Source organism: Corynebacterium sp. HMSC071B10 (assembly GCF_001814825.1).
GTDB lineage: Bacteria > Actinomycetota > Actinomycetes > Mycobacteriales > Mycobacteriaceae > Corynebacterium.
In genome coordinates, this window is record NZ_KV818004.1 from 102,528 (window position 1) to 124,846 (window position 22,319).

A 22,319-nucleotide genomic window follows, 5' to 3' on the forward strand; every position below is an offset into this window, starting at 1 on the left:
TTCCCAAAAGGAGCTAGCTCCATTTAGACCAACCCCGGACACAAAAGACCAGGTCGCACGTCACCGGACTTCCCAAAAGGAGCTAGCTCCATTTAGACCTACGCTGTCGGGAGTGCTTCGCTGCCAGCCGTCCGCGGCCGCGGAAGACCTTTTTAGCGCATAAACTGCTGCGCCAGCTGGGCCAGCTGCGCGAGAAGCGGCACGAGCACCACCAGGATCGGGATGACAATCGAGAGGATCTCGCCCGGGGTCATCTCCGAGCTCGAGGACTCCTTTTCCGAGGAGGAACTCTTCGAAGACTTGGAGCTTCTATCAATCAGCTCATCATAGACACCCGCAGAATCCAGGCCCGCCGCAGCGAGGAACTCGCGGGAGCCCTCCTCATTGCCAATCAGGCGGCCGTCGCGTGGGGCGGCGCCCCATCCCATCGGCTTGCCCTCGACGCGGACCCTACCGACCGTCGCGGTGCCCACCTTGCCCGGCGTGGCAGGGCCGATCGAGGCCACGCCTACAAGACCGCGCCCCGGGATCCACACCGGGCCGCCGGAATCCCCCGGTCGCCAATACGCGCCGCGGATGGCAAAGCTCTGCCCCGTTGCCCGGTAGAACGTCCCGCACGTGATGTCCTTGGTGCCCTTGTGGGAGGTCTCGCCGTGGTAGCAGACTTCCTCGCCGCGCTTCACGTCGTTCGGGTCGATGATGGTATCGCCCGAGTACGGGTTGCCGCCCAACTGCACGTCGCGGTCCCACTGGATGTAGCCCCAGTCGTTGGAAAACAGCTCGTCGTAGCGCGTCGACGGGTGGAAGGTGCCGATCTCGCGGCTGTGCGCGTTCGTGGTGCGGTCGATGATGCGCACCCGGTCGCCCTCCCGACCGCAGTGCGCGGCCGTGTAGCCAATGCGCATCTCTTTGTCCACGTACCCCAGCGTGCAGTTCCCGATGCTGGTGGAAATCGCCAGGCCCTGCTCCGGGATCGGGGCTGGCGCCGCGTGCGCCGCAACCGGAGCCAGGCAAAGAGAGGAAACAACGGCGGCGGCGAGACACGCGCGGGAAGTATTCACGTTTATTCACCTTCGGTGAGAAAAAGCTGTATTACCCCTTTAAGAATAGTGCACCGCAGAGGGGGACGGGAGCCCAAAGCGCGACAAGACTCCAAACACGGTACTCACCACGCGACGCACCGATTCCCCAACCGGGCCAACCGCAGACCCACCTGCTGACACCGGCGCGACCAGGTTCTCCATGTACAGCCCCATCAGCTGCACCTCAGTCACCGCGGGCCCATCGTGCGGCACCACGCCGACGACAAAGTTGGCTCCGCCCACAACCGGCAGCTGCCGCGCTGCCCACTGGCTCGAGATCACGCCCACGAAGCCGCGGCCGGGCACCCACATCGGCCCGCCAGAGTCGCCGGGGCGGGTCAGTGGGGCGTCGACAAAGAACGTGTTGCCCACAGATCCGGCGAACTTGCCGCAGGTCGAGCCGCGGCCGCCGTGGCTGGCATTGCCGTGGTAGCACACGGTTTCGCCCAGCGCGATGTTGTTTGGGTGCACCCACCGGTTCCCGGAGTGCGGATTGCCGCCAACGGCCACGCCGCGGTCCCACTGGATCGCCGCCCAGTCGTTGCCCAGGCGTTGGTCGTAGGCCTTGGAACGGTAAAACGTGCCAACCTGCCTGCTCACAGCACCGGTGGCCGGATCAAGCACGGCAACCCTGCCACCCTCACGACCGCAGTGCGCGGCGACGAGGCTGCGGTGGCGAGCAGGATCACTGAACCCAACCGTGCACATGCCGCCGTCGGTCACGATCACCGACCCCTGGCTCACCCGCGGCGCGGCCGCCGCTTGAGGCGCAACCATGGCCACAACTGCGAAAAGCGTAGCGACGATCCCCATCGCCAGGGTCCAGGGCAGTTGTTGCATAACTTCCTTCCTTGCGGCCAGTGTGCGAAAACTCACCTCACTGTACTGCCCTTGCGCACAGCTGCACAAAAGGAAAAACGGGCCCGAAGGCCCGTTTCTTCACATGCAGCTAGTCCCAGTTACGGTTGCCGCGGCCGCGGCGATCGTCCCGACGCCCCCGGCGGTCGTCCCGGCGGCCACGATGGCCTCGGTGGTCATCGAAGTCACCACGACGCCCGCGCCCACCGCGATCGCGCGGCGGCGCACCGTGGTCGCGCTGAATGTTAATCAGCTGACCCGAGATGCGGGTGTCCGAAAGCCGGTCGAGCACCTGCTTATCCAGCTTCTTCGGCAGCTCCACCAGCGTGAAATCGCCGCCGATGGTGATGCGCCCAAAGTCCTTTGAGCTTAGGCCACCCTCGTTCGCCAGCGCACCGACGATCGCGCCCGGGCGGACATGCTGGCGCTTGCCCACATCAAGGCGATAGGTGTCGAAGTTCTCGCTGTCGTTGTGGCGGCGCTTGCCGCGGCCACGATCCTCACGGCCATCGCGCCCATCGCGGCCGCGCCCACGGCCGCGGTCGTCGCGGTCCCAGCGGTCGCGGCGATCCCGACGGTCGCGCTTGTCTTTCGGCGGCTCCTTCATGAGGAACTCGTCGCCAGCCAGCGCCTGTGTGGCCAGGGCCGCGGCGATGTCGTCCATCGGCACGTTGTTCGCGGCCGAGTACTCGCGCACCATCGACTTAAACAGCTGCAGCTCGGAGGCCTCCAGGGATTCGGTGATCGAATCCATGAACTTCACCTTGCGGCTCTCGTTGACCTCGTCGACAGTCGGCAGGTCCATCTCCTCGATTGTCGCGTTCGTCACGCGCTCGATCGAGCGCAGCATGCGACGCTCACGCGGAGTGACAAAGAGGATCGCCTCGCCGGTACGCCCCGCGCGGCCGGTACGCCCGATGCGGTGGACGTAGCTCTCCGTGTCGTTCGGGATGTCGTAGTTCAGCACGTGCGAGATGCGCTCCACATCGAGGCCGCGGGCGGCGACATCGGTGGCGACCAGGATGTCCAAGCGGCCGTCGCGAAGCTGATCGACGGTGCGCTCACGCTGCTGCTGGGCGATATCGCCGTTAATGGCGGCGGCGGAGAACCCGCGGGCGCGCAGCTTCTCGGCGATCTCCTCGGTCTCGTTCTTCGTGCGGACGAAGACGATCATCGCCTCGAACTCGGTGACCTCGAGGATGCGGGTGATCGCGTCGAGCTTGTTGCGGTGCGCGGTGAACAGGTAGCGCTGCGTGATGTTCGTGTTCGTGCGAGTCTCGGACTTGACGGTCACCTCGACCGGGTCGTTGAGGTAGTCGCGGGAGATCTTACGGATCGCGCGCGGCATCGTCGCCGAGAACAGCGCGACCTGCTTGTCGTCCGGGGTGTCCTCCAGGATGCGCTCCACGTCTTCCTGGAAGCCCATGTTCAGCATCTCGTCCGCCTCGTCCAGGACGAGGAAGCGCAGGTTGGAGATGTCCAGCGACCCCTTCTGCAGGTGGTCGATCACACGACCCGGGGTACCCACGATGACCTGCGCGCCGCGGCGCAGCCCGGACAGCTGAATGCCGTAGGCCTGGCCGCCGTAGATCGGCAGGATGTGCACGCCGCCAAGGTGGTCGGCGAACGACTGGAAGGAGTCGGACACCTGCAGCGCCAGCTCGCGCGTCGGCGCAAGGATCAGCGCCTGCGGGTGACGCTTCGAGGTGTCGATGCGGCTCAAGATCGGCAGCGCAAACGCCGCGGTCTTGCCCGTACCGGTCTGCGCCAGGCCCACGACGTCGCGGTCCTGCATCAAAATCGGGATGGTCTCGGCCTGGATGGCGGACGGCTGCTCGAAGCCGACCTTCTTGACCGCCTCTACGACCTTTTCTGGCAGGTCGAGGGTCTCGAAGCCGTTTGCCGGCTTTGCCGGCTTCTCCGGCTTCTCCGGCTCAGTGGTTTCTTCGGAACTTACGGTGCTCTCTGCGTTCTCAGTGCTCTCAGTGCTCTCAGTGTTCTCGGTGTTCTCGGTGGCTTCGACAGTCTCCTGCGAAGCGCCGGTGTCCTCAGCGATACCCGCATCCCTGGTGTCTTCTGCAGCCGTTGCTTCGGCTGCGACATCCTGCGGGGTGTGCTGATTTTCCGACAAGTTCATATCCGGCCCATTTTCGCTGCCGGTCGCGTTTTCGGAAGTGCTCATTGTCAACCCAGCGTACGCCACCTACCGCGACAAAACTATTCCCGCGGCACACTTCCCTCCCCCACCCGCAACGGCCTTACCTCACCCCATCACCGCAATGTGACATGTCACGCGTACGACCATTAGTGTTTCCCGCATGACTTCACCACTCGCGCTGACTCTGATCGGGTTGGCAATCATTCTCGTGACCGTCGGCGTGCTGCTCAAAGGCAAAATGCACCCCATCATCGCTATGACGCTCATCCCGATCGTCGGTGCGCTGCTCACCGGCTTCGGCGTCGAAGAGATCACCGATTTCTACGGCGAAGGCCTCGACCGGGTGATGGGCGTGGTGGTGATGTTCATCTTCGCCATCATCTTCTTCGGCATTCTTTCCGACGTCGGCCTCTTCGACCCCGTCATCACCGCGCTCATCCGCGCCACCCGCGGCAACGTCATGCTGGTCACGCTCGGCACCGCCGCGATCGCCATCGTCGCCCACCTCGACGGCTCCGGCTCCACGACCTTCCTGCTGACCATCCCGGCACTTCTGCCGCTCTACCAGGCGATGCACATGTCGCGCTACGTACTGCTGACCATTGTTGCGCTCTCCGCTTCCGTGATGAACATGGTCCCGTGGGGCGGTCCCGTCGGACGCGCCGCCAGCGTCATCGAGGCCACGCCAAATGAGATCTGGGTCCACCTCCTACCCGCCCAGGGCTTCGCGATCGTGCTGGTTTTCCTGGTCGCCGCGGGCTTCGGCCTGTCGGAAAGGCGTCGCTTAATCAAGCGCTCGCTTATCGACGCCAACGTCGACGTCAACGCCATCGCCGACGAATTCAAACACTCGCAAGCCGCTGACCGCGCAAAATTCGACCTCACCCCACGCACCGGGACGTGGGTCACCGTCGTCAACGTTATCGTCACGCTCGCGCTGATCGGTGTGCTCGTTTCCGGCATCAGCTCGCCGGGCCCTGCCTTCCTGGTCGGCACCGCCCTGCTGCTCTTCGTCAACTTCGAGTCTCTGAAAGACCAGAACGACGTGCTGCGCCGCCACGCGCCCACGGCCTTGTCCATGGCCGGCGTGATCCTCGCCGCCGCGATGTTCCTCGGCATCCTCGACGGCACCGGCATGCTCGAGCAGATCGCGCTCTCACTCATCGCAGTGCTGCCCGAGTCCGTCGGCGGGTTTATCCACGTCATCGTCGGCCTGCTCGGTGTGCCGCTCGACCTGGCCACCTCCACCGACGCGTACTACTTCTCCGTCCTGCCGATCGTGCAGGAAACCGCCGCTGCCTTCGGCGTCTCCGGACTGGGAGCCGCCACCGCCATGATTGTCGGCAACGTCATCGGTACCTTTGTCAGCCCCTTCTCCCCCGCGCTCTGGCTCGGCCTCGGCCTGGCCGGCGCCAACATGGGCAAGTACATCCGCATCGCGTTCCCGCTGTGCTGGGGCTTCTCCATCGTCCTCGTGCTCGGCGCACTCGCGACCGGCATGCTGGCTTAGAGCGAAAGCTCGACGCGCAATCCCCCGCCCTCAAGCGGTGCGAGGTCGAGGGTGCCGCCGTGGGCGCGCGCGATGGCGTCGGCAAGCGAAAGGCCCAGCCCGTGCGAGCCTGCCACCCGCCCCGCGCCGCGCACAAAGGGCTCCTTGAGCCGCTCCACCTCGCTTGAGTCAAGGACAGGGCCCTGATTTTCGACGCCCACACGCCCCTCCCCAACGACCACCTCAGCCGTGCCGGGCGCGCCATGCTCAACCGCGTTGCCCACGAGGTTGCCCACCGCCTGGCGCAGCAGCACCTCATCGCCGTTCACAACCACAGGCGAACCGGGGACGCGCAGCGGAACGCCGTGCTGCGCGCAGACCTCCTCGCAAAGCGTAACCAGATCCACCGGCTGGCCGGTGAGGCTGCCGGGCTGTGCTGCCTCGGCGCGGGCGAAGGCGAGCAGGCGCTCCACGGTCTGCCCGGCGCGCGCGTTGACCTCGCGGATGCGGCGCAGCGCGTCGACAAGCTGCGCATCCGAGTCACCGGCCTGCATGAGTGCGACATCCGCGACCGTCTGGATCGTGGCGATCGGGGTCTTCAGCTCGTGCGAGGCGTTGGCGGCAAAACGGCGCTGCGCGTCCAGCGAGGCCGCAAGCGAGTCGAGCATCGTGTCGAAGGCGTGCGCAAGATCGCCAACGTCGTCGGCCGGGCCCTCGTAGTGCATGCGTTTGGCAACGTCCCCGTCGGAGACCTCGCGCGCCACCGCGGCAATGCGGCGCACGGGTGAGAGCGCGTAGCCGGCGACGAACCAGCCCACCAAACCCGCGAGCGCGGTCAGCAGAGCGAGCGCGACGAGCATCGTGGCGAGCACGATGGTGATGATGGAGGTGGGGATGGGCATGGCGGCGTCGATAAGCACGCCTTCGGGCCCCGGCAACGACACGTGCAGCGGCACCGGAGTCAGCGCGAGGTAGGCGCACACGAGCGCCGTGAGCACCGCGCCGGCGCCGAAGACGGTGGCGACGAGCACGAGGGTAAGGCGCAGGCGCATCGTCATGGGCGGGCCTCCTCGGCGGCATAGTAGCCCGCGCCCGGCTGGGTGTGGATGATCCAGGGGTCGCCAAGCTTGCGGCGCAGGTGCGAAATGGTCACGCGCGGCGAGTTGGTAAAGGGGTCGGCGAAGGCGTCCCACGCCTCCTCCAGCAGCGCCTCCGCCGAGAGCACCGCGCCGTCGGCCGCGAGCAGCACCTCAAGGACGGCGAATTCCTTCGGGCTCAGCGGGATCGGTGTGCCCGCGCGGGTGACGGTGCGGCGCGCGGTGTCCATGCGCACATCCGCACAGCGCAGCACCTCGGACTTCGGCGGGGTGTGGCGTCGCAGCAGCGCGTCTACGCGCGCGAGCAGCTCCGGCACCTCGAAAGGCTTGGTGAGATAGTCGTCCGCCCCGCTCGCGAAACCGGCGAGTCGATCGTCGAGAGTGCTGGCCGCGGTGAGCATGAGCACGCGGATATGCGGGTGCTCGGCGCGGATGCGGGCGCAGACCTCGTCGCCGTGGACGAGCGGCAGGTCGCGGTCGAGCACCACCACGTCGGCGTCTTCAAGCAGGGTAAGCGCTTGCGCGCCGTCGTACGCCACGCGGGTCGTGCACCCGTGCGCGGTAATCGCTGCGGCGATGGCGTCGGCGAGATAGACCTCGTCTTCTACAACTACAACGTTGGACATGCCGGTCATTCTAAACCCGCCCTGCGCTGCGAAGGCGCGCGTTAACGCTCTCGCAACACGGCCGTTTCTAGCGTGAGACCCATGACGAATGCTTCCAGACTCCCGCCGCGCATCATCGGCGTCGACGCCGCCCGCGCAGTCGCGCTCGGTGCCATGATGTGGGCGCATCTGACCGATTCGACCTCGCCGTGGCTCTACGGCTTCCCGTCCGCGCTGTTCGCGTTTCTCGCTGGCGTGTCGATGCAGCTGAGCATGCGCGCCACCGGCGGGGCGGCGCTGGCGCGCGAGCGCCACCAGGCGATGGTGCGCGGCGCGGCCCTGCTCGCGCTGCACGTGGTGCTCACCCCGCTTTCGGGCTCGATCACCGTCGTGCTGGGCACTTTCGGCGCCTGCTACCTCGCGCTCGCCTGTGCCCCACGCTGGCGCACACGCACGCTTGCGTTCCTCTGCGCCGGGCTCATCGTGGTCTCCGCGCTGCAGTTGCCGCTGTCGGTCACCGCGCCGCCGTACCCGCTGTTCGAGTGGGCCGCGCTCATGGTCGCCGGGCTTATCGCCGCGCGCTTCCTGCCGCGCCTGCCGCTTGTCGCCCCCGTGGGCGCCGCCTGCGCGGTCTTCGGCGTCTGGATGCGCCCGCTTCTCGACGCCCACCAGTACCCCTTCCTCAACCCCAACGGCCACACCGGCGGCCTCATCGCGCTGATCAGCGAAATCGGCTGCTCGCTCGCCGTCCTTGGGCTCTGCCTACTGCTGTTTTCGCGCTGGTGCCCCTATCCCATCCAGGCGATGGGCCGCACACCGCTTTCGGTGTACTGCCTGCACGTGGTCACCGCCGCGCTGCTTCCCGCCGGCCCGCTCTCGGCCACAGTGAGCATCGTCGCCGCGGCAGCGCTCGCGTCGGTGTGGCTGCTGTTTTTCCCGCGCGGCCCGCTCGAGCAGTTGCTTCGCGACTTTACCCACGCCGCCGCCCGCCAAGACCTTCCCCAACGACACTCTGCAAAGGAGCTTCAATCATGAACACCTTCCGCTTGACCACCGCCGCCATCGCCGCCGGGTTGCTGACCGCGACGCCAGCCGGCGCGCTCGAATCCACCCACTTCGCCGAAGGATCCCCAGAGGGCTCGTCTGTCGTCTCGGTGCGCACCGCCAACGACGATCCCGCCGACGGCGTGTGCACCGGCACCGCGATCTCCCCGCACTGGGTCGTCACCGCGCGGCACTGCATGGACCACCTGCCCACCCCCGGCGGCTCCGTCCGTGTCGGCGAGGGCGACGACCAGCGCACAGTTGCCGTCGACAGCTGGAAGACCGCGCCGGAAGGCGACATCGCCCTGTTGCACACCGCTGAAGACTTGGGCCTTGAGCACTACGCCACCGTCGATACCGAAGTCCCCGAGCCCGACACCCCCGGCACCGTCTACGGCTGGTCCTCGGAAGGCTCCGGCGGCTCCACCCGCCTGCCCATGACCGAGGCCACCATCGACGGGCCCAACCCCATGGCGCTTTTCGACGGCAAACAGGCCCTCACCGTCACCCTCGCCGAAGGCGCCGGCATCCACGGCGGTGACTCCGGCGGCCCCGTCTTCCGCGACGGCAAGCTCACCGGCGTGCTCAGCGCGGGGCTCTTCGTCAACCCCGACGACCCGGAGGAAATCGCGATGGACACCAACGCCGCGGCCTCCGCCGCCCCGCTTGGCGACGCCGCCGAGTGGATCAACGACACCATCGCCACCGACAACGCAGACACAGCCAGCGCAGACAGCGCAGATGGCGACTCGGGCGAGTCCTCCTCCGCCCCGTACATCCTTGCTATCGTGGTCCTGCTTGCTGTGGCGGGTGGTGCGGCGGCGGTGGCGCGGCGTCGGAAAGCATAGGCCCTCTTTGCTGAACCTGAGATTTTGTGGTGCTATAGGTAGTAATATCAGTCAAACCGCATAATATTCTCATGGAAGGTGGCCCACGCACCATGTCCACGCCCGTCGCTAGAAAAGCCCGCGGCTTAAGCCACCGCCACATCCACTTCATCGCGCTCGGCTCCGCCATCGGCACCGGCCTGTTCTACGGCTCCGCCGGCGCGATCCAGGCCGCCGGGCCGTCGGTGCTGCTGGTGTACCTGCTCGGCGGCGCGGTGGTGTACTTCATGCTCCGCGCGCTCGGCGAGATGAGCGTGCGCCACCCCGTCCGCGGCTCGTTCGCCGTCTACGCGCGCGAGCACCTCGGCGGGCTCGGCGGCTACATCACCGGCTGGATGTTCGCCTTCGAGATGATGATCGTGTGCCTGGCCGACCTCACGGCCATCGGCATCTACATGAAATTCTGGTTCCCAGACACCCCGGCCTGGGTGTGGATCACCACCACGCTGCTGATCATCGGCGGGGCGAACCTCGCCAGTGTGCGCTGGTTCGGTGAGCTCGAGTTCGCGTTCACCCTGATCAAGGTCGTCGCCGTGGTCGGCATGATCGTCGGCGGTGCGGCCATCCTCGCCTTCGGGCTCGGGTCGCAGCCCGAGGCCACCGGCATTGCCAATCTGTGGAACGACGGCGGGTTCTTCCCCAACGGGGCCGAAGGCATGATTGCCGCGTTCATCCTCGTGCTCTTCGCCTTCGGTGGCACCGAAATCATCGGCGTCGCCGGCACCGAGGCCGACGACCCGGACCGCTCCATCCCCAAGGCCGTCAACACCGTCCCGGTGCGCATCCTGCTGTTCTACGTGCTGGCCATCCTGGTCATCCTCATGCTCAACCCGTGGCGCAGCATCACCGGCGAAGAATCCCCGTTTGTGCAGATCTTCTCCACGCTTGGCGTGAACTGGGCCGCGGGCCTACTCAACCTCGTGGTGATCACCGCCGCGCTCTCCGCGATCAACGCCGACCTCTTCGGCACCGGTCGCGTGCTCACCGGGCTCGCACGTGAGGGGCTCGCGCCGCGTGCGATGGCGCGCACTGTCCGCGACATCCCCGTGATGACCACCGTGACGCTCTTGATCGTCCTGGTCGTCGGCGTGGTGCTGAATGCGAACTTCCCCAACGTGTTTGAAACGATCGCGGCGCTCGCCACCTTCGCCACCGTGTTTGTGTGGCTGATGATTCTGATCAGCCACCTCGCTTCTCGACGCCACATGAGCACCACCGAAGCCAAAGCCCTCACCTTCCCTGTCCCGTTTTGGCCCTACGGGCAGTGGTTCGCCGTGGCGTTCATCCTGTTCACCTTCGGCATCATGGTCTGGCAGCCGCAGTACCACCTCGCCCTCGGCGTCGGCGTGGCCTTCCTGGTGATCATGACCGTGCTGTACTTCGCCACCGGCCGCCCGCAGGCGGTGGCCTCGGCGCACACCGAGGACGACTACAAGTAAGCGCCTCTTACGCGGCTCATCCCGCCCGCTTCCGCCCGAATTCTTTCCGAACTTGCCCGACCAAACAAGCAATGGTCATAACATTGTGCAATGATGGAAGGCGGAAGCATTTTCTACCGGCGAACCCGCCGGAGTAAGAGGAGATTCTAGTGAGCATCACGAACCCGTCCACCCCGCACAAGAACATCACCCCGGGCAACAAGGTCGTCCTCATCGGCGCCGGTTCCGTCGGCATGGCCTACGCCTACGCACTGATCAACCAGGGCCTCTGCGACCAGCTCGCCATCATCGACATCAACGAGGAAAAGACCTGGGGCGAAGTCGAAGACCTCAACCACTCCGTCCCCTACTCCGGCCACAACACCAAGGTCACCGTCGGCACCTACGAGGACTGCCGCGACGCTGCGCTGATCGTCAACTGCGCCGGCGTCGCCCAGCGCGAGGGCGAGACTCGCCTCGACCTGGTCGGCCGCAACGTCAAGATCTTCGACTCCATCAACAAAGAGGTCATGGCCAACGGCTTCAACGGCATCTACCTGGTGGCCACCAACCCGGTCGACGTGTTGACCTACGCCACCCAGAAGCAGACCGGCCTGCCCGCCTCGCAGGTGCTCGGCTCCGGCACCGTGCTGGACACCGCTCGCTGGCGCTACAACCTGAGCCAGAAGTACAACGTGTCCGCCACCTCGGTCCACTCCTACATCATCGGCGAGCACGGCGACACCGAGCTGCCCGTCATCTCCACCGGCTCCATCGCCGGCATCGCCTTGCGCAACCGCCTGGCCAAGGAAGCCGAGACCAACCCGGACGTCTACAAGGAGATCGACGAGATGTTCGTCGCCACCCGCGACGCCGCCTACAAGATCATCCAGGCGAAGGGCTCGACCGACTTCGGCATCGGCGGCTGCCTCGCCCGCATCACCCGCGCGATCTTCATGAACGAGGACGTCGTCCTGCCGGTCTCCGCCAAGCTCGACGGCCAGTACGGCCAGTCCGACATCTACATCGGCACCCCGGCTGTGGTGAACCGCAACGGCATTCGCGAAGCCATCGAGCTCTACCTCAACGACGAGGAGCTGGAAAAATTCACCCACTCCGCAGAGACCCTGCGTAACGTGATGAAGGAAGCTGAGCTCGTCTAAGCCCTTTTAGGCATGCTTGCCCGCGCGCCAGGTTTGCTGGCGCGCGGGTTTTGTTTTGGCCAGGATGCACAGGCGCTAGCCCGAAAGCTGGAGTCTCCCATCATTAACGAATTGCAGAAACGGGCATAAAACCGTTGCAAAGTCGGGTATAAAACTATTGCACAAGCGGGTATAAAATCGTTGCATTATCGGGTACAGTGCCCATATGCAGTACTTTTCGCGCTTTGCAGATCAGGTGTTGGAGGACTCCCTCCAGTTCATGGGAGGCGTCCTCCTTGAGGGGCCGCGTGCATGCGGAAAAACCTCCACCGCCCTCCAAAAGGCTGCAAGTTCTGTACGCCTCGACCGATCCCCCGAGCTGATCACGCTCGCCGAATTGAACCCCGCAGCCCTACTCGATGGTCCAACCCCTCGCCTCATTGATGAGTGGCAGCTCGCGCCTTCCCTCTGGAACGCCATCCGCCATGAGATCGACGACCGCCAAGGACGCGGGGAGTTCATCCTTTCAGGGTCAGCGGCGCCAGCCGATGACACCACGCGCCATTCAGGCGCGGGACGCTTTGCAAGGTTAAGGATGCGGCCAATGTCGCTCGCGGAGATTGGTGCGTCGACAAACCAGGTAAGCCTGGCAGCACTGCAACCGGGAGTTGGCGTGAACGGAGCTTCCAAGCTCACCTATAAGGGCATGGCCGAACAAGCCGTTCGCGGCGGATGGCCAGGCTTACTCGGTGCCAGCACCCAGCAGGCGGTCATGTTTAACCGCTCATACCTGGACAATGTCTTCGACGTGGAAGTACCAGAAAGCGTTGGCACACGTCACAACCAGCTACACATTCGTCGGACCTTGGAATCCGTCGCTCGGAATATTTCTGGCGAAGCAACGATGAAAACACTCGCTGCAGACGTGTCTTCGGATGCCACAACAGTCGATCCGAAAACGGTCTCCACTTACCTCCAGGCCCTTACCCGGATTTTCATCCTCGACGAGTTGCAGCCTTGGAGCGTCGCGCTTCGATCCAAATCACGACTGCGCACCTCGCCGAAGCTCCACCTCGCTGACCCCAGCCTGGCCTGTGCCGCCTTGGGTATCGGCGTTGACCGCCTCGCGAACGACCCGGAGTTCTTCGGCCAGATCTTCGAGTCCATGGTCATCCGAGATCTCCGCGCTGCATCCGCCCTCCAGCACGGGCACGTCTACCACTACCGCGACAACACGGGCCTTGAAGTTGACGCCATCATCGAATACCCCGAGGACGGCAAGTGGGGTGCCTGCGAAGTAAAACTCGGGGCGTCGCAGATCCCACAAGCCGAAGCAAACCTCATCAAACTCCGTGACGAGCGTGTCGACACCAACAAGGTCGGGTCGCCTGCATATTTAGCCATCATCACTGCCACGGAATATGCATACACGCTTCCTAGCGGAGTGCACGTGATTCCTTTGGGCACCCTGACCGCTTAGCGGTAACAGAAGCTAATCAAACCAATCTCCCGGAATTGCAAAGTCGGGTATAAAACCGTTGCAGAAGCGGGTACGACACCCGTAACCTGCAGGTTTACGCAGCACCACAAGCGTATTCACGGACCTGACCCGCGTCTAATAAGGGTTAGGCACTACCCGTCGAGCACGACCGATTCCACCACCGCGTACGCCGACACCTCGTCGACGAAGCTCTCGTCGTGGCAGGTCAGGATCACCGCCTGCCCGGCGCGCAGGCCCGCCGCAATCTCCGCGTGTGCGAGAGTGCGGCCGCGGGGATCGAGGGAGGTGTCGGGCTCGTCGAGAAGCACGAGCTCGCGGCCTTGGCCGAAGACTTGCCGCAGTTGGGCTAGGCGCAGTTCGGCCTGCGGCAGGTCGAGTGGGTGGGTCTGGGAGTCGCCGCCGGCAAACTCGGCGACCGTGGTCTCGACGACCTGGTCGGCGGCGCGCTGCAGCGCGAGCGAGGCGTCAATGCGCGGCGAGTGCCCGTCGAGGCCCGCGAGCGCGCGCAGCAGTGTCGTCTTGCCCGACCCGTTCGCGCCGCGCAGCCACACCACCCCGCCTCTGTGCGGGGCGAGCGGCACCGGGCCGACGCGGAAGGCCTCGCCGGTCCGTTCGCGGAAGTGCCACCACTTGCGCTGCGGCGCGAGGCGGGCGGCGGTGACGTCGCCGAGCTCGATGCGCTCGCCGGCTGTGATGGGCGCGGGCAGTGTGGTGGGTGGGGCGTCGGCAAGCGAGATGTGCATGGCGTCGATGTCGCGCGGCTGATAGCCGGTGATCACCGCGCGCGTGCTGGTCAAAAGCTCCTCAAGCATGCTTGCCGACGCCACATCCAACCCCGCGAACGGCAAATCCAGCACCAACAGTTCGGGCTCGAGGACGGCGACCGTGGCGATGGCAAGGCGGCGAGTCTCCCCGCCGGAGAGCGTGGCGGGGTTGCGCTCGGCAAGATGCGACAGGCCGACGCGGTCAAGCATCCGCTCGCAGCGGGCCTGCATCTCGGCGCGTGCGATGCCGCGCTGCTCGAGCCCGATCGCGACCTCCTCGATGACGGTGTCGCGCAGATAGGTCACGTGCGCGCTCACATCCTGGCCGACGACGCCGGCGTGCGGCCAGTGCTCGTGAATCTGTTCGGTGAGTCGGGTCAGGCCGGATCCGGATGGGCCGATGACCTGGACGCGGTCATGGGTTTCCAGCGCGCGGGCGAGCTGTGTTAGATCCACAGCGCCACCCCCACGCAGACCACCGGCAGCGTCCAGCGCACAGCGCGCTGCAGGGTTGAATCCGGCACTGGCCGCAGCACGGTGCGGGCGCCGGGTAGGTCGTAGCCGGCCGTTTCGAGTGCCGTGCCGCGGGCGGAGCCGTGTGTGAGCAGCGCCGTGAGCACCGGCAGGACAAGGTGTGTGATCGCGTTGCGGGCGGTGATGGGGGTGCGCTTGAGCGCTTGGGCGTCGCGGACCGTCTTCACCTGGGCGTGGCCCTGCGGCACGAGCTGCAAGGTCGCACCCGCCAGGTAGGCAAGTTTGTTGCCGCCGGGCAGCACCTGCACCGCCTTGACCAGGTCCGGGATGCGCACCCACGCCACGGCGGCGATCATGCACGACATCAACGCGCAAAAGCGCAGGGCAAGCGCTCCCCCGACGGCGAGACCGTCGGCGGTCAACAGCGGCGCGATGCGATGCGTGCCGTAGGGGGCGTGGATGAGCAGCATCGAGAGTCCCACCGGCACGGCGAGCGCGAGTACCGCCGCGGGCACCGACGCGTTGCGCGTGCGCCACACGCCGAGTGTGCACGCGACAAGAACAATCGCGGTGCTAGCGAGCGGGCTGTTGAGCCCGAAGACGAGGATCCACCCGCACCCGCCGACCACGAGCGCGGTGAGCGGGTTAAGCGGCATCCGCGGTCCGCGGGGCGAAGGCGCGCACGGTGCGCTGCGGCAGCGCCTTGACAGTCAGGTAGGCCACGACCATCACGATGACCTTGTCTACCGGGTCGGAAATAAACGCCTGCGTGGTCACCGAGGCGATGAGTGAGCCGCCCATCTCACGGAAGAGCGAGACGAGCGCGCCGGTGCCCACGCCCGCAGTGCCGCCGTAGACGAACGCGGCGACGGGGGCGGCGACCATGCCGCCGATGAGGCCCAAGACAATGCCGAAGCCGACGACGCGGATAATGGACGACAGCGCGTTGAAGCGGTGGATGAACACGCCGGCGAGGTAGCCGATCAGCGCCGCGCCCGCGGCAAAGGGCAGTGCGGCCGGGTTGAGCAGGCCCCACACGACGTTGTTCAATGCGCCGGTGGTCAGGCCCGCCACCGGCCCGGCGAGGGCCGCGACCAGCACAGTGCCGATGGAGTCCAGGTACAGCGGCAGGCCGATCGAGCCGACGATCTCGCCGACGACGGAGTTGATGATGATCGCCAGCGGGATCAGCCCGAGCGTGCGCGCCGGCAACATCGGCACGGTGGCGATCAGCAGCAGGGCCGTGCCGATGCCGTAGCCGGCGAGGGTGAGCGTGGCCTCGGTCGCGCCGCCGACGCTCTCCCAGTCAGTCGGGCGCACCAGTACGAGGTAGACCCAGGTCGCGGCGATGATGAGGGCACCGGCGGCGACGAGGATGCGGCGCGCTGGTGTCCATTCGGAAGTGGAAAACGGTTGTGACATGGTAAAAGCTCCCAAGAATCGGTCCAAGAGCGCTTCTGCCTATGTCACCTCGGCGAAGCTGTAGCGCGGTAAGTGTAGCAGCTACTCCTCGGCCTTTAAGTGGTAGGCGGCTTTGAGGTCTGCGTCGCCGGCGGTGAAGCGGGCGTGGAGGGTGCACGCGGCGTCGATAAGCGGCCAGGCGCGGTCGATGTCAACGGCGGTGACCACTCGCGCATTGGGCTCGCGCTCCCACATGCCGCGCAGGTCGGCGGCGACGGTGCCGCGCATGAGTTCGCTGGTGGCTTCGACGTCGATGGTGACATCAAGGGCGGAAAACTCGATGCGGCCGAGCGCGATGAGCACGGTGAGCAAGTCGTGCAGTTGCGCGCAGTAGCCCTCGCCGACGTCTTCGTGGAACTCGAAGTAGAAGCGCGTGATCTCAGGCAACGCGGCGGCGACGGGCGTGTCCCCCAGCGCGCTGACCAGCGCGTCGAGCCGCGGCGGGTCGAGCACGAACTGCTCGGTCACGCCCAGCGAGCACAGGGTGATCGGCACGGGCGTGCGCGCGAAAACCTCGGCGGCAGCGTGCGGGTCGACCCAGAAGTTCCATTCGGCGGTCGGCGTGGTGTTGCCCGGGTAGTTGACGGCCCCGCCCATCACGGTGATGTGGCGCAGGCGCGCGAAGTGGCGCGGGTGACGGCGCGCGAAAGCGGCGAGATTAGTCAGCGGGCCCGTGACGATGAGGTGGAGGTCGTCGGTGCCGCGCTCGATCGCGTCACACCACAGCAGATCCCAGTCGCTCGCGACGTGCCGCTCCGGGGCGTGTGCGTAGCCGAGGCCGTCCTCGCCGTGAGTCTCAGGGGTGGTGGTCAGCGCGAGCTCAAGCGGCTGTGCCTCCCCTGCGGCCAGCGGAATGGCGGGCAGGTTGCACTGCGCAAGGATCCACGCGGCGTTCTGCGCACACTGCACCGCCTCCACGTTGCCCGCGGTCGTGGTCACGCAATCGAGCTCAAGCTCGCCCGCGTGGTGCGCCGCCGCAAGGTAGATCAGTGCAAAGGTGTCGTCGATGCCGGGATCGCAATCAAGCAGGACTCTCATGGGTTAGCTCCTTTTCGTTTCCTTACCAAACGCAAGCCAGATGCCTATCGACGCCACCGCAATCCCCGCGCACGCCACAAACGCCACCCCGAACCCGAAGGCCTCCGCGAGCAGCCCCACCACGATCGGCGCGAAGATCTGGCCCGCGTCCTGCGCCATCTGGAATGTGGAAAGCACCTTGCCGCCCGAGCGGTCGTTGCCGATGATATCCGCCAACGACGCCTGCTGCGCCGGGCCGATCAGCCCACTGCCCACACCCGCGAGCACCGAAAGCACCAGCAGCGGCACCACCGAGGTGGCCAGTCCCATCGATCCGGTAAACAGCGCCGTTGCGGCCAAACCCGCGACGATCAGCGGCTTGCGACCGAGATTGTCCGCGAGCCTGCCGGAAAACTGCAGCGTCACCGCAGTGCCCAGCGCGAAGGCGGTGAGCGCGAACCCGGCCGCCGCGCCGCCGTTGGTAAAGAAGGCGGCGGCGAACAGTGGCAGGACCGACACGCGCGTGCCGAAGTTGACCCACCCGTGCGTAAACGCCGACGACAGCAGCGCGCGGTAGGTGGGCATGCGCCACGCGCTGGTGAGCTGCATCGGCGGCAGCGGCGGCGGCAGCTGCGCCTTGCCCTGCGGGTCGCGGGTCGCCGCCCACACAAACAGCGCGGCCGCCCCCACCATCAGCCCGTAGACCGCAAACGGGATGCGGAAGCCGAGGAAGGACAGCGCCGCACCGACGACGGGCCCGATGATGTTGCCGAGCAGAAACGCCGAAGCGTAGACCGCGTTCGCGCGCCCGCGTATCGACGGGTGCGTCACCCGCACAATCAGCGCCTGCGCCGAGAGCGTAAACATCGTCGACCCAAAACCGGCGATAAAGCGCAGCGCGAAAATCTGCCAGTACGCAGTGGCAAAGGCGACGAAGAAGGTCGCAACCGCCACCACGCACAGGCCCGTGATGTAGATCGGGCGCGAGCCCAGCTTATCGACGAGCCACCCCGCCCCCGGCGCACCAAGAAGCCGGGCCGCGGCGAAGACGGAGACCACCGCGCCCGCGGCCGCCATGGACACGCCAAAACTCGCCGTGAACTGCGGCAGGATCGGCGCGATGAAGCCGTAGCCCAGCGCGATCATGAACGCAGCACCCACCAGCACCCAGATCGTGCGGGGGATCTTCGGCGCGGGGGTTGGCTGAAGGCGAGGGGCAGGCGTAGTCATTGCGAGTAGCGTAGCCCGTCGCCAAGCAAAAGGGCAGTTGCCGTAGGTATTGCACCGGGGATTAAAACAGACGTTCGAGTTTCCCGTGGCTATGTTCGGGTCGCCTTTTAGAGTGCCAACCATGATGAATTTCAAGCACAGTACACCCGCCCCTGTCAGCCACACACCCGCAGCACTTGCCGAGCACATCCACGCCACCGAGCCCGAAGTGGTCGACCGGCTGCGCGCGATCATCCACCACCCGCGCTCGCTTGCCCGCGAGAGCGCGAGCTGGCGTCCGCCGACAAAGCGGCTCCCCTGGCTCCCACAGCTCAGTCACGGCACGGAGCTGACCATCGCAATCACCCGCCGCAGGGTCGGCCCGCGCGCGCAGGCCCGCATCCGCGGCTTCGGCGAAACGCGGGTGCCCGCCTTCCTCATCGAGGTCCGCATCTCGGACCCGTCCGGACTGCCCACCGACCGCCGGCGCGCCGAGGCCTGGGTCCGCGCGCTCGTCCCCCGCGACGCGGTGGACGCGATCCACGAGCTGCCCTCGCCGCGCACCGCCAACTACGTGTGGCTTACCGACGGCGACTTCGCCCCGGTCGCCTCACCACCCTCAATGTTTGAGGGGCTGACCGCCGCGTAGCTAGTCCTCGGAATCAGCGTCCTCGTCGTCGGCGGTGTCTTCGGCGTCGTCAGCGTCGTCGGCGTCATCCTCGTCTTCTTCGTCGACTTCCTCGTCGTCCTGGCCGAAGATGTCGTAGATGTCCAGCTCGTCGTCCTCATCCTCGAGCGGCAACAGCTGGCCCTCCCACTCCTCGGCCTGGTCTGCGGCGAGCGAGAGGACGTCGAAGAGCCGGTCGACGTCGGTGAACGTGCCCAGATCGAGCACCTCCGCCTCGGAGACGGCCTCACTGTGGATGGTCTCGAACAGGCGCAGGCGGTCTTCCTCGGTCAGCTCGGCGTCACCGTCGGACTCCCACAGCTCGCCGATCGCGTCGTCCATGAGGTCGTCGTAGTTGTCGGACAGAGCGATAAACGTCACGGTGGCCGTCGCCGTCGCGTCGACGACCTCGACGTGGACTTGCAGCTCGGCGCTCTCGCCGACCTCGGCGCGCACCAGCTGGTTGTTCAGACGGTCCGGGTAGAACTCGAGGTCCTCGATGCGCTCGTCGGTGCCTTCGAGCAGGTCGCGCAGGATGGTGATGACCTGGTCGGTCGCCATGTGCTCGGCGACGGTTGCCACCGCGCTTTCCACCGAGAACACCACGGAAACCAGCGCTGCCTCGAACTCTTCGTCGTCCTCGTCCACGTCCGCGGCGGCGATGTAGACGTTGGCGGCGGGCAGCAGCGGGTCGATCTCCACAAACTGGATTTCCACCTCGGACGTGATCGGCACGAACATCGTCTCGTCGTGGACGCGGGACTCGATTCCCTCACGGTCAAGGCTGGTTGCAATGTCCTCGAAAAAGCTCATGGCGGCGGTTTCCTTCCACTCTCCAGTCCAAGCCCGTCCTAGCCTAGCGAGGAACACCGCGCCACGTCAGCACTTCCGCTCACACCGGCCCGGCCGTGTCGGCTTCTTTCGCGAGGGAATCGATGAGATCTTGGCGGTGCATCCCCCATTCGCGCATGTCAAAGCTCTCCCAGGCGCGCCGCTGCGCCGCCTTCGGGTCATACTCCACGTAGGAGGAGGCCGAAAAGACCGCGGTGGCGCGTCCGGGCTCGGTGTCGCTGCGGAAGCCGTAGATCGGCCACTTCTCCCCCGGGTGCGCGTTGTGAAAGAAGGAGCCCCAGTGGTACTGCATGGCGGCGCTGACCTCGTCAAAGTCGGCCTGCTTCGGGAAGGGGTCGAGTTTGGCGGCGCGGGTCGCCTTCGCATCTCCGAAGACGGCGGTGAGCTCGGAGGTGTGCATCGCGCCCAGTCCCAGGCGGCGCATCGTGGTCGAGGCGTAGTCGAAGCGGTACATCCACGTCGGGGCCTTGCGGCGGTGTTCGGTGGCGAGCATGACGGACGGTGCCCAGAACACGGCGTCGGCAATCAGCGCCGCGAACTTGCGACGCGCGTCCACGTGGTCGTAGGCGGCCAGCACCGCGTCCGAGTTGGCCGGGTCGTAGACGCCGAGCGCCCGGCGTGCGGCTTTCAGGCGCGACTTGTTGGTTTGGTAAAGCGCTTTGGCAAAGCTGGCCTCGTCCGAGTTGGTGCCGATGATCAGGGGCACGGCGGCTTGGTCGCCGCGTTGGAACACGTCGATGGGGTGCGCAGGCAGCGTGTGGCCGTCGACAGTCGGCATGAAGCTGGTATTAAACAGGACGAGCTCTTTGCGGTTGAGCAGCATGGACTGACCGACGCGCACGAGTGCTTCGGCGTCGGCGGCGCGCAGGTCTTCGAGAGTGGAGGTGGGTGGCAGCCCCATGCCGTCGAGAAGCTTGCGCACCCACATGGCCGCCTGGACACGCGAGTGCACGCTGGCCACGGGCGGCGACTGCGCGATCGCCCGGTGGAACAGGCCGCGGGCGGCGGGCGCGCACATGAGGTGGATGACCCCGGCGCCGCCTGCGGATTCGCCCATAATCGTGACGCGCCCGGGGTCGCCGCCGAAGTTGGCGGCGTTGTCGTGGACCCACCGCAGCGCAAGGATCTGGTCCAAGATGGCGGGGTTGGCCACGCAGTCGCCGCCAATGCTGCGAAAGTCGAGGTAGCCGAACACGCCGAGCCGGAAGTTGACGGAAATGTAGACGATGTCGGTGGTGTCGGCCAGGTAGTGGCCTTGGAGCACCTTTTCGTGGCTGGAACCGGTAACGAAGGTGCCGCCGTGGAAGTAGACCACCACGGGCAGTTCCTCGTCGTTGTTGGGGCGCACAATGTCGAGGGTGAGGCAGTCCTCGGTGCCAATCACGTTGTCGGTCCAGCCGAAGAAGCCCTGCATGGCGGGCGCGGAGTACGCGGTGGCATTCCGGATTCCGGACCATGGCGCGACGGGTTTCGGGGCGCGGAAGCGGCCGTTTCCGCCAGTGGTGGCACCGTACGGCACGCCACGGAAGGTGCGCACGCCGGTGCGCGGATCCACCTCGCCGCGCACGCGGCCGGCCGTGGTAACGGCGATTGGCTCCTCGGCGTTTGTCATAGCCCCCAGACTAGCGAGCTTTCGCCCCGCGGCCGCCCGATGTAGCAGAATGGAGCAGACATACTGCACTAAAGGACGGTAAAGGAGAGGTATATGGGAGTCTTCTCGCGCCGCAAGAAGGCCGTCGAGCAGGCCAAGCCGGAAAATCTGGCGGAGCTCAAGGAGGTTTCCGGCCCGATTGGCCGCGCGTTTATCAACGCGGTGGAAAAGGCAGTCCAGCTGCAGACCAGCACGATCCGCGCCTACGTCGACTGGCTGCGCCGCCAGGACGAGGACGCCACCCCGGCCCAGGTGCAGGAGCGGATGGATGCGCACTTCCGCAACACCGTCTCCGCCAACGGTGCCGGCGTGGGTGCTGCGGCCGCCGTGCCCGGGGTGGGCCTGATCACCGGTTCGGCCGCGGTGGCCGGCGAGTCGGTCCTCTTCTTGGACCTGGCCGCTTTCTACACGGTGGCCTCGGCGTACCTGCGCGGCGACGACCCGGAGGACCCGGAGCAGCGCCGCTCGATGGTGCTCACCGTGCTTGCCGACGCCGAGGGCCTCGCCGTCGTCGACACCTTCGTCGGGGAAAACGCGACGCGCCTGCCGTCGCGCTCCACGCTCAACCGTTTCGCCGGACCAGGTATGGCCGAGGCGAACGGCATGCTGGCGCGCAGCGCGATGAAAACGTTGCGCAAGCGGATGCGCCGCGCGTGGATCGGCAAGATGCTGCCGCTGGGCCTCGGCGCGATCGCGGGCACGACGGCGAACCGCAAGCTCGCCGACGCGATCATCTCCCGTGTCTCGGCCTCGCTCGCCCCGGTCCCGGCAACCTTTGCCACCCCACTGCCGCCGCGCGAGAAGGATGAGAAGGAGACTGCGGGTTTGAGCCTCGACCCGAAGTCCTACGCAGCCTGGATCCGCAACCTCTTCGACCGCAAGGACGCTGACGAGAAGGAGCGCGCCAACGTCGACGCCGCGGTCGAGGCCACCAAAAACTAGC

The 22,319-nt window shown here is 66.3% G+C and carries 20 protein-coding genes; 8 read left to right on the top strand and 12 right to left on the bottom strand.

All coding sequences use genetic code 11. The features are described from left to right. Positions 1-152: 152 nt before the first annotated feature. The 3 genes from HMPREF2990_RS05265 to HMPREF2990_RS05275 all read right to left on the bottom strand — a co-directional run bounded on the left by HMPREF2990_RS05265 (position 153) and on the right by HMPREF2990_RS05275 (position 4,122). On the bottom strand, positions 153-1,061 hold the full coding sequence (locus HMPREF2990_RS05265; protein ID WP_070763013.1) for a trypsin-like serine protease: 909 nt from the start codon (positions 1,059-1,061) through the stop codon (positions 153-155). Between the two features lie 39 nt (positions 1,062-1,100). After that, positions 1,101-1,922 (bottom strand): chymotrypsin family serine protease, encoded by an 822-nt coding sequence (locus HMPREF2990_RS05270; protein WP_070763014.1) that lies wholly within the window; start codon positions 1,920-1,922, stop codon positions 1,101-1,103. A 109-nt stretch (positions 1,923-2,031) separates the two neighbouring features. Next, on the bottom strand, positions 2,032-4,122 hold the full coding sequence (locus HMPREF2990_RS05275; RefSeq protein ID WP_070763015.1) for a DEAD/DEAH box helicase: 2,091 nt from the start codon (positions 4,120-4,122) through the stop codon (positions 2,032-2,034). Between the two features lie 136 nt (positions 4,123-4,258). Here HMPREF2990_RS05275 and HMPREF2990_RS05280 point away from each other — a divergent pair, with 136 nt between their 5' ends. Further along, positions 4,259-5,608 (top strand): CitMHS family transporter, encoded by a 1,350-nt coding sequence (locus HMPREF2990_RS05280; protein ID WP_070763016.1) that lies wholly within the window; start codon positions 4,259-4,261, stop codon positions 5,606-5,608. Here the strand turns inward: HMPREF2990_RS05280 and HMPREF2990_RS05285 are convergent. Together HMPREF2990_RS05285 and HMPREF2990_RS05290 are read right to left on the bottom strand one after the other, a co-directional pair. Then, positions 5,605-6,645, bottom strand: coding sequence for a sensor histidine kinase (locus HMPREF2990_RS05285; protein ID WP_070763017.1), 1,041 nt, complete (start codon positions 6,643-6,645; stop codon positions 5,605-5,607). The two genes, HMPREF2990_RS05280 and HMPREF2990_RS05285, sit on opposite strands and share 4 nt — an antisense overlap. Then, the gene (locus HMPREF2990_RS05290) at positions 6,642-7,310 is read right to left on the bottom strand and encodes a response regulator transcription factor (protein WP_371575300.1); all 669 of its coding nucleotides are present in this window, start codon (positions 7,308-7,310) and stop codon (positions 6,642-6,644) included. Before HMPREF2990_RS05290 ends, HMPREF2990_RS05285 begins: the two co-directional genes overlap by 4 nt. Positions 7,311-7,391: 81 nt before the next feature. Between HMPREF2990_RS05290 and HMPREF2990_RS05295 the strand changes: the two genes are divergently transcribed. From HMPREF2990_RS05295 to HMPREF2990_RS05315, 5 genes are all read left to right on the top strand, one after another. Further along, complete coding sequence (locus HMPREF2990_RS05295) at positions 7,392-8,324, top strand: DUF418 domain-containing protein (RefSeq protein ID WP_070763019.1); 933 nt, start codon at positions 7,392-7,394, stop codon at positions 8,322-8,324. Continuing rightward, on the top strand, positions 8,321-9,181 hold the full coding sequence (locus HMPREF2990_RS05300; protein ID WP_070763020.1) for a trypsin-like serine protease: 861 nt from the start codon (positions 8,321-8,323) through the stop codon (positions 9,179-9,181). The genes HMPREF2990_RS05295 and HMPREF2990_RS05300 overlap by 4 nt, the downstream gene beginning before the upstream one ends. Positions 9,182-9,273: 92 nt before the next feature. After that, a complete protein-coding gene (locus HMPREF2990_RS05305) occupies positions 9,274-10,659 on the top strand; it encodes an amino acid permease (RefSeq protein WP_070763021.1) in 1,386 nt (461 codons plus the stop codon). Positions 10,660-10,808: 149 nt separating this feature from the next. Then, complete coding sequence (locus tag HMPREF2990_RS05310) at positions 10,809-11,801, top strand: L-lactate dehydrogenase (protein ID WP_256380968.1); 993 nt, start codon at positions 10,809-10,811, stop codon at positions 11,799-11,801. Positions 11,802-12,006: 205 nt separating this feature from the next. After that, complete coding sequence (locus tag HMPREF2990_RS05315; protein ID WP_038589806.1) at positions 12,007-13,260, top strand: ATP-binding protein; 1,254 nt, start codon at positions 12,007-12,009, stop codon at positions 13,258-13,260. A gap of 152 nt (positions 13,261-13,412) precedes the next feature. On the opposite strand, the gene HMPREF2990_RS05320 is transcribed toward HMPREF2990_RS05315, so the two are convergent. From HMPREF2990_RS05320 to HMPREF2990_RS05340, 5 genes are all read right to left on the bottom strand, one after another. Continuing rightward, positions 13,413-14,501, bottom strand: a complete 1,089-nt coding sequence (locus HMPREF2990_RS05320) for an ATP-binding cassette domain-containing protein (protein WP_168167127.1) — start codon at positions 14,499-14,501, stop codon at positions 13,413-13,415. Further along, complete coding sequence (locus tag HMPREF2990_RS05325; protein WP_070763022.1) at positions 14,492-15,175, bottom strand: energy-coupling factor transporter transmembrane component T family protein; 684 nt, start codon at positions 15,173-15,175, stop codon at positions 14,492-14,494. The genes HMPREF2990_RS05320 and HMPREF2990_RS05325 overlap by 10 nt, the downstream gene beginning before the upstream one ends. Beyond that, the gene (locus HMPREF2990_RS05330) at positions 15,165-15,941 is read right to left on the bottom strand and encodes a glycosyl transferase family 9 (RefSeq protein WP_070763023.1); all 777 of its coding nucleotides are present in this window, start codon (positions 15,939-15,941) and stop codon (positions 15,165-15,167) included. Before HMPREF2990_RS05330 ends, HMPREF2990_RS05325 begins: the two co-directional genes overlap by 11 nt. A gap of 81 nt (positions 15,942-16,022) precedes the next feature. Next, on the bottom strand, positions 16,023-17,018 hold the full coding sequence (locus tag HMPREF2990_RS05335; protein WP_070763024.1) for a nucleoside hydrolase: 996 nt from the start codon (positions 17,016-17,018) through the stop codon (positions 16,023-16,025). 3 nt (positions 17,019-17,021) lie between these two features. Continuing rightward, positions 17,022-18,227, bottom strand: coding sequence for an MFS transporter (locus HMPREF2990_RS05340; protein ID WP_038589794.1), 1,206 nt, complete (start codon positions 18,225-18,227; stop codon positions 17,022-17,024). Between the two features lie 121 nt (positions 18,228-18,348). Here HMPREF2990_RS05340 and HMPREF2990_RS05345 point away from each other — a divergent pair, with 121 nt between their 5' ends. After that, on the top strand, positions 18,349-18,855 hold the full coding sequence (locus HMPREF2990_RS05345) for a hypothetical protein (RefSeq protein ID WP_246817451.1): 507 nt from the start codon (positions 18,349-18,351) through the stop codon (positions 18,853-18,855). Here HMPREF2990_RS05345 and HMPREF2990_RS05350 read toward each other — a convergent pair whose 3' ends face one another. Together HMPREF2990_RS05350 and HMPREF2990_RS05355 are read right to left on the bottom strand one after the other, a co-directional pair. Then, positions 18,856-19,686, bottom strand: coding sequence for a hypothetical protein (locus HMPREF2990_RS05350; protein WP_070763025.1), 831 nt, complete (start codon positions 19,684-19,686; stop codon positions 18,856-18,858). Positions 19,687-19,765: 79 nt separating this feature from the next. Then, positions 19,766-21,337, bottom strand: coding sequence for a carboxylesterase/lipase family protein (locus HMPREF2990_RS05355; RefSeq protein ID WP_038589789.1), 1,572 nt, complete (start codon positions 21,335-21,337; stop codon positions 19,766-19,768). A 93-nt stretch (positions 21,338-21,430) separates the two neighbouring features. On the opposite strand from HMPREF2990_RS05355, the gene HMPREF2990_RS05360 reads away from it, so the two are divergent. Beyond that, positions 21,431-22,318 (top strand): hypothetical protein, encoded by an 888-nt coding sequence (locus HMPREF2990_RS05360; protein WP_051904798.1) that lies wholly within the window; start codon positions 21,431-21,433, stop codon positions 22,316-22,318. Position 22,319 lies beyond the last annotated feature (1 nt).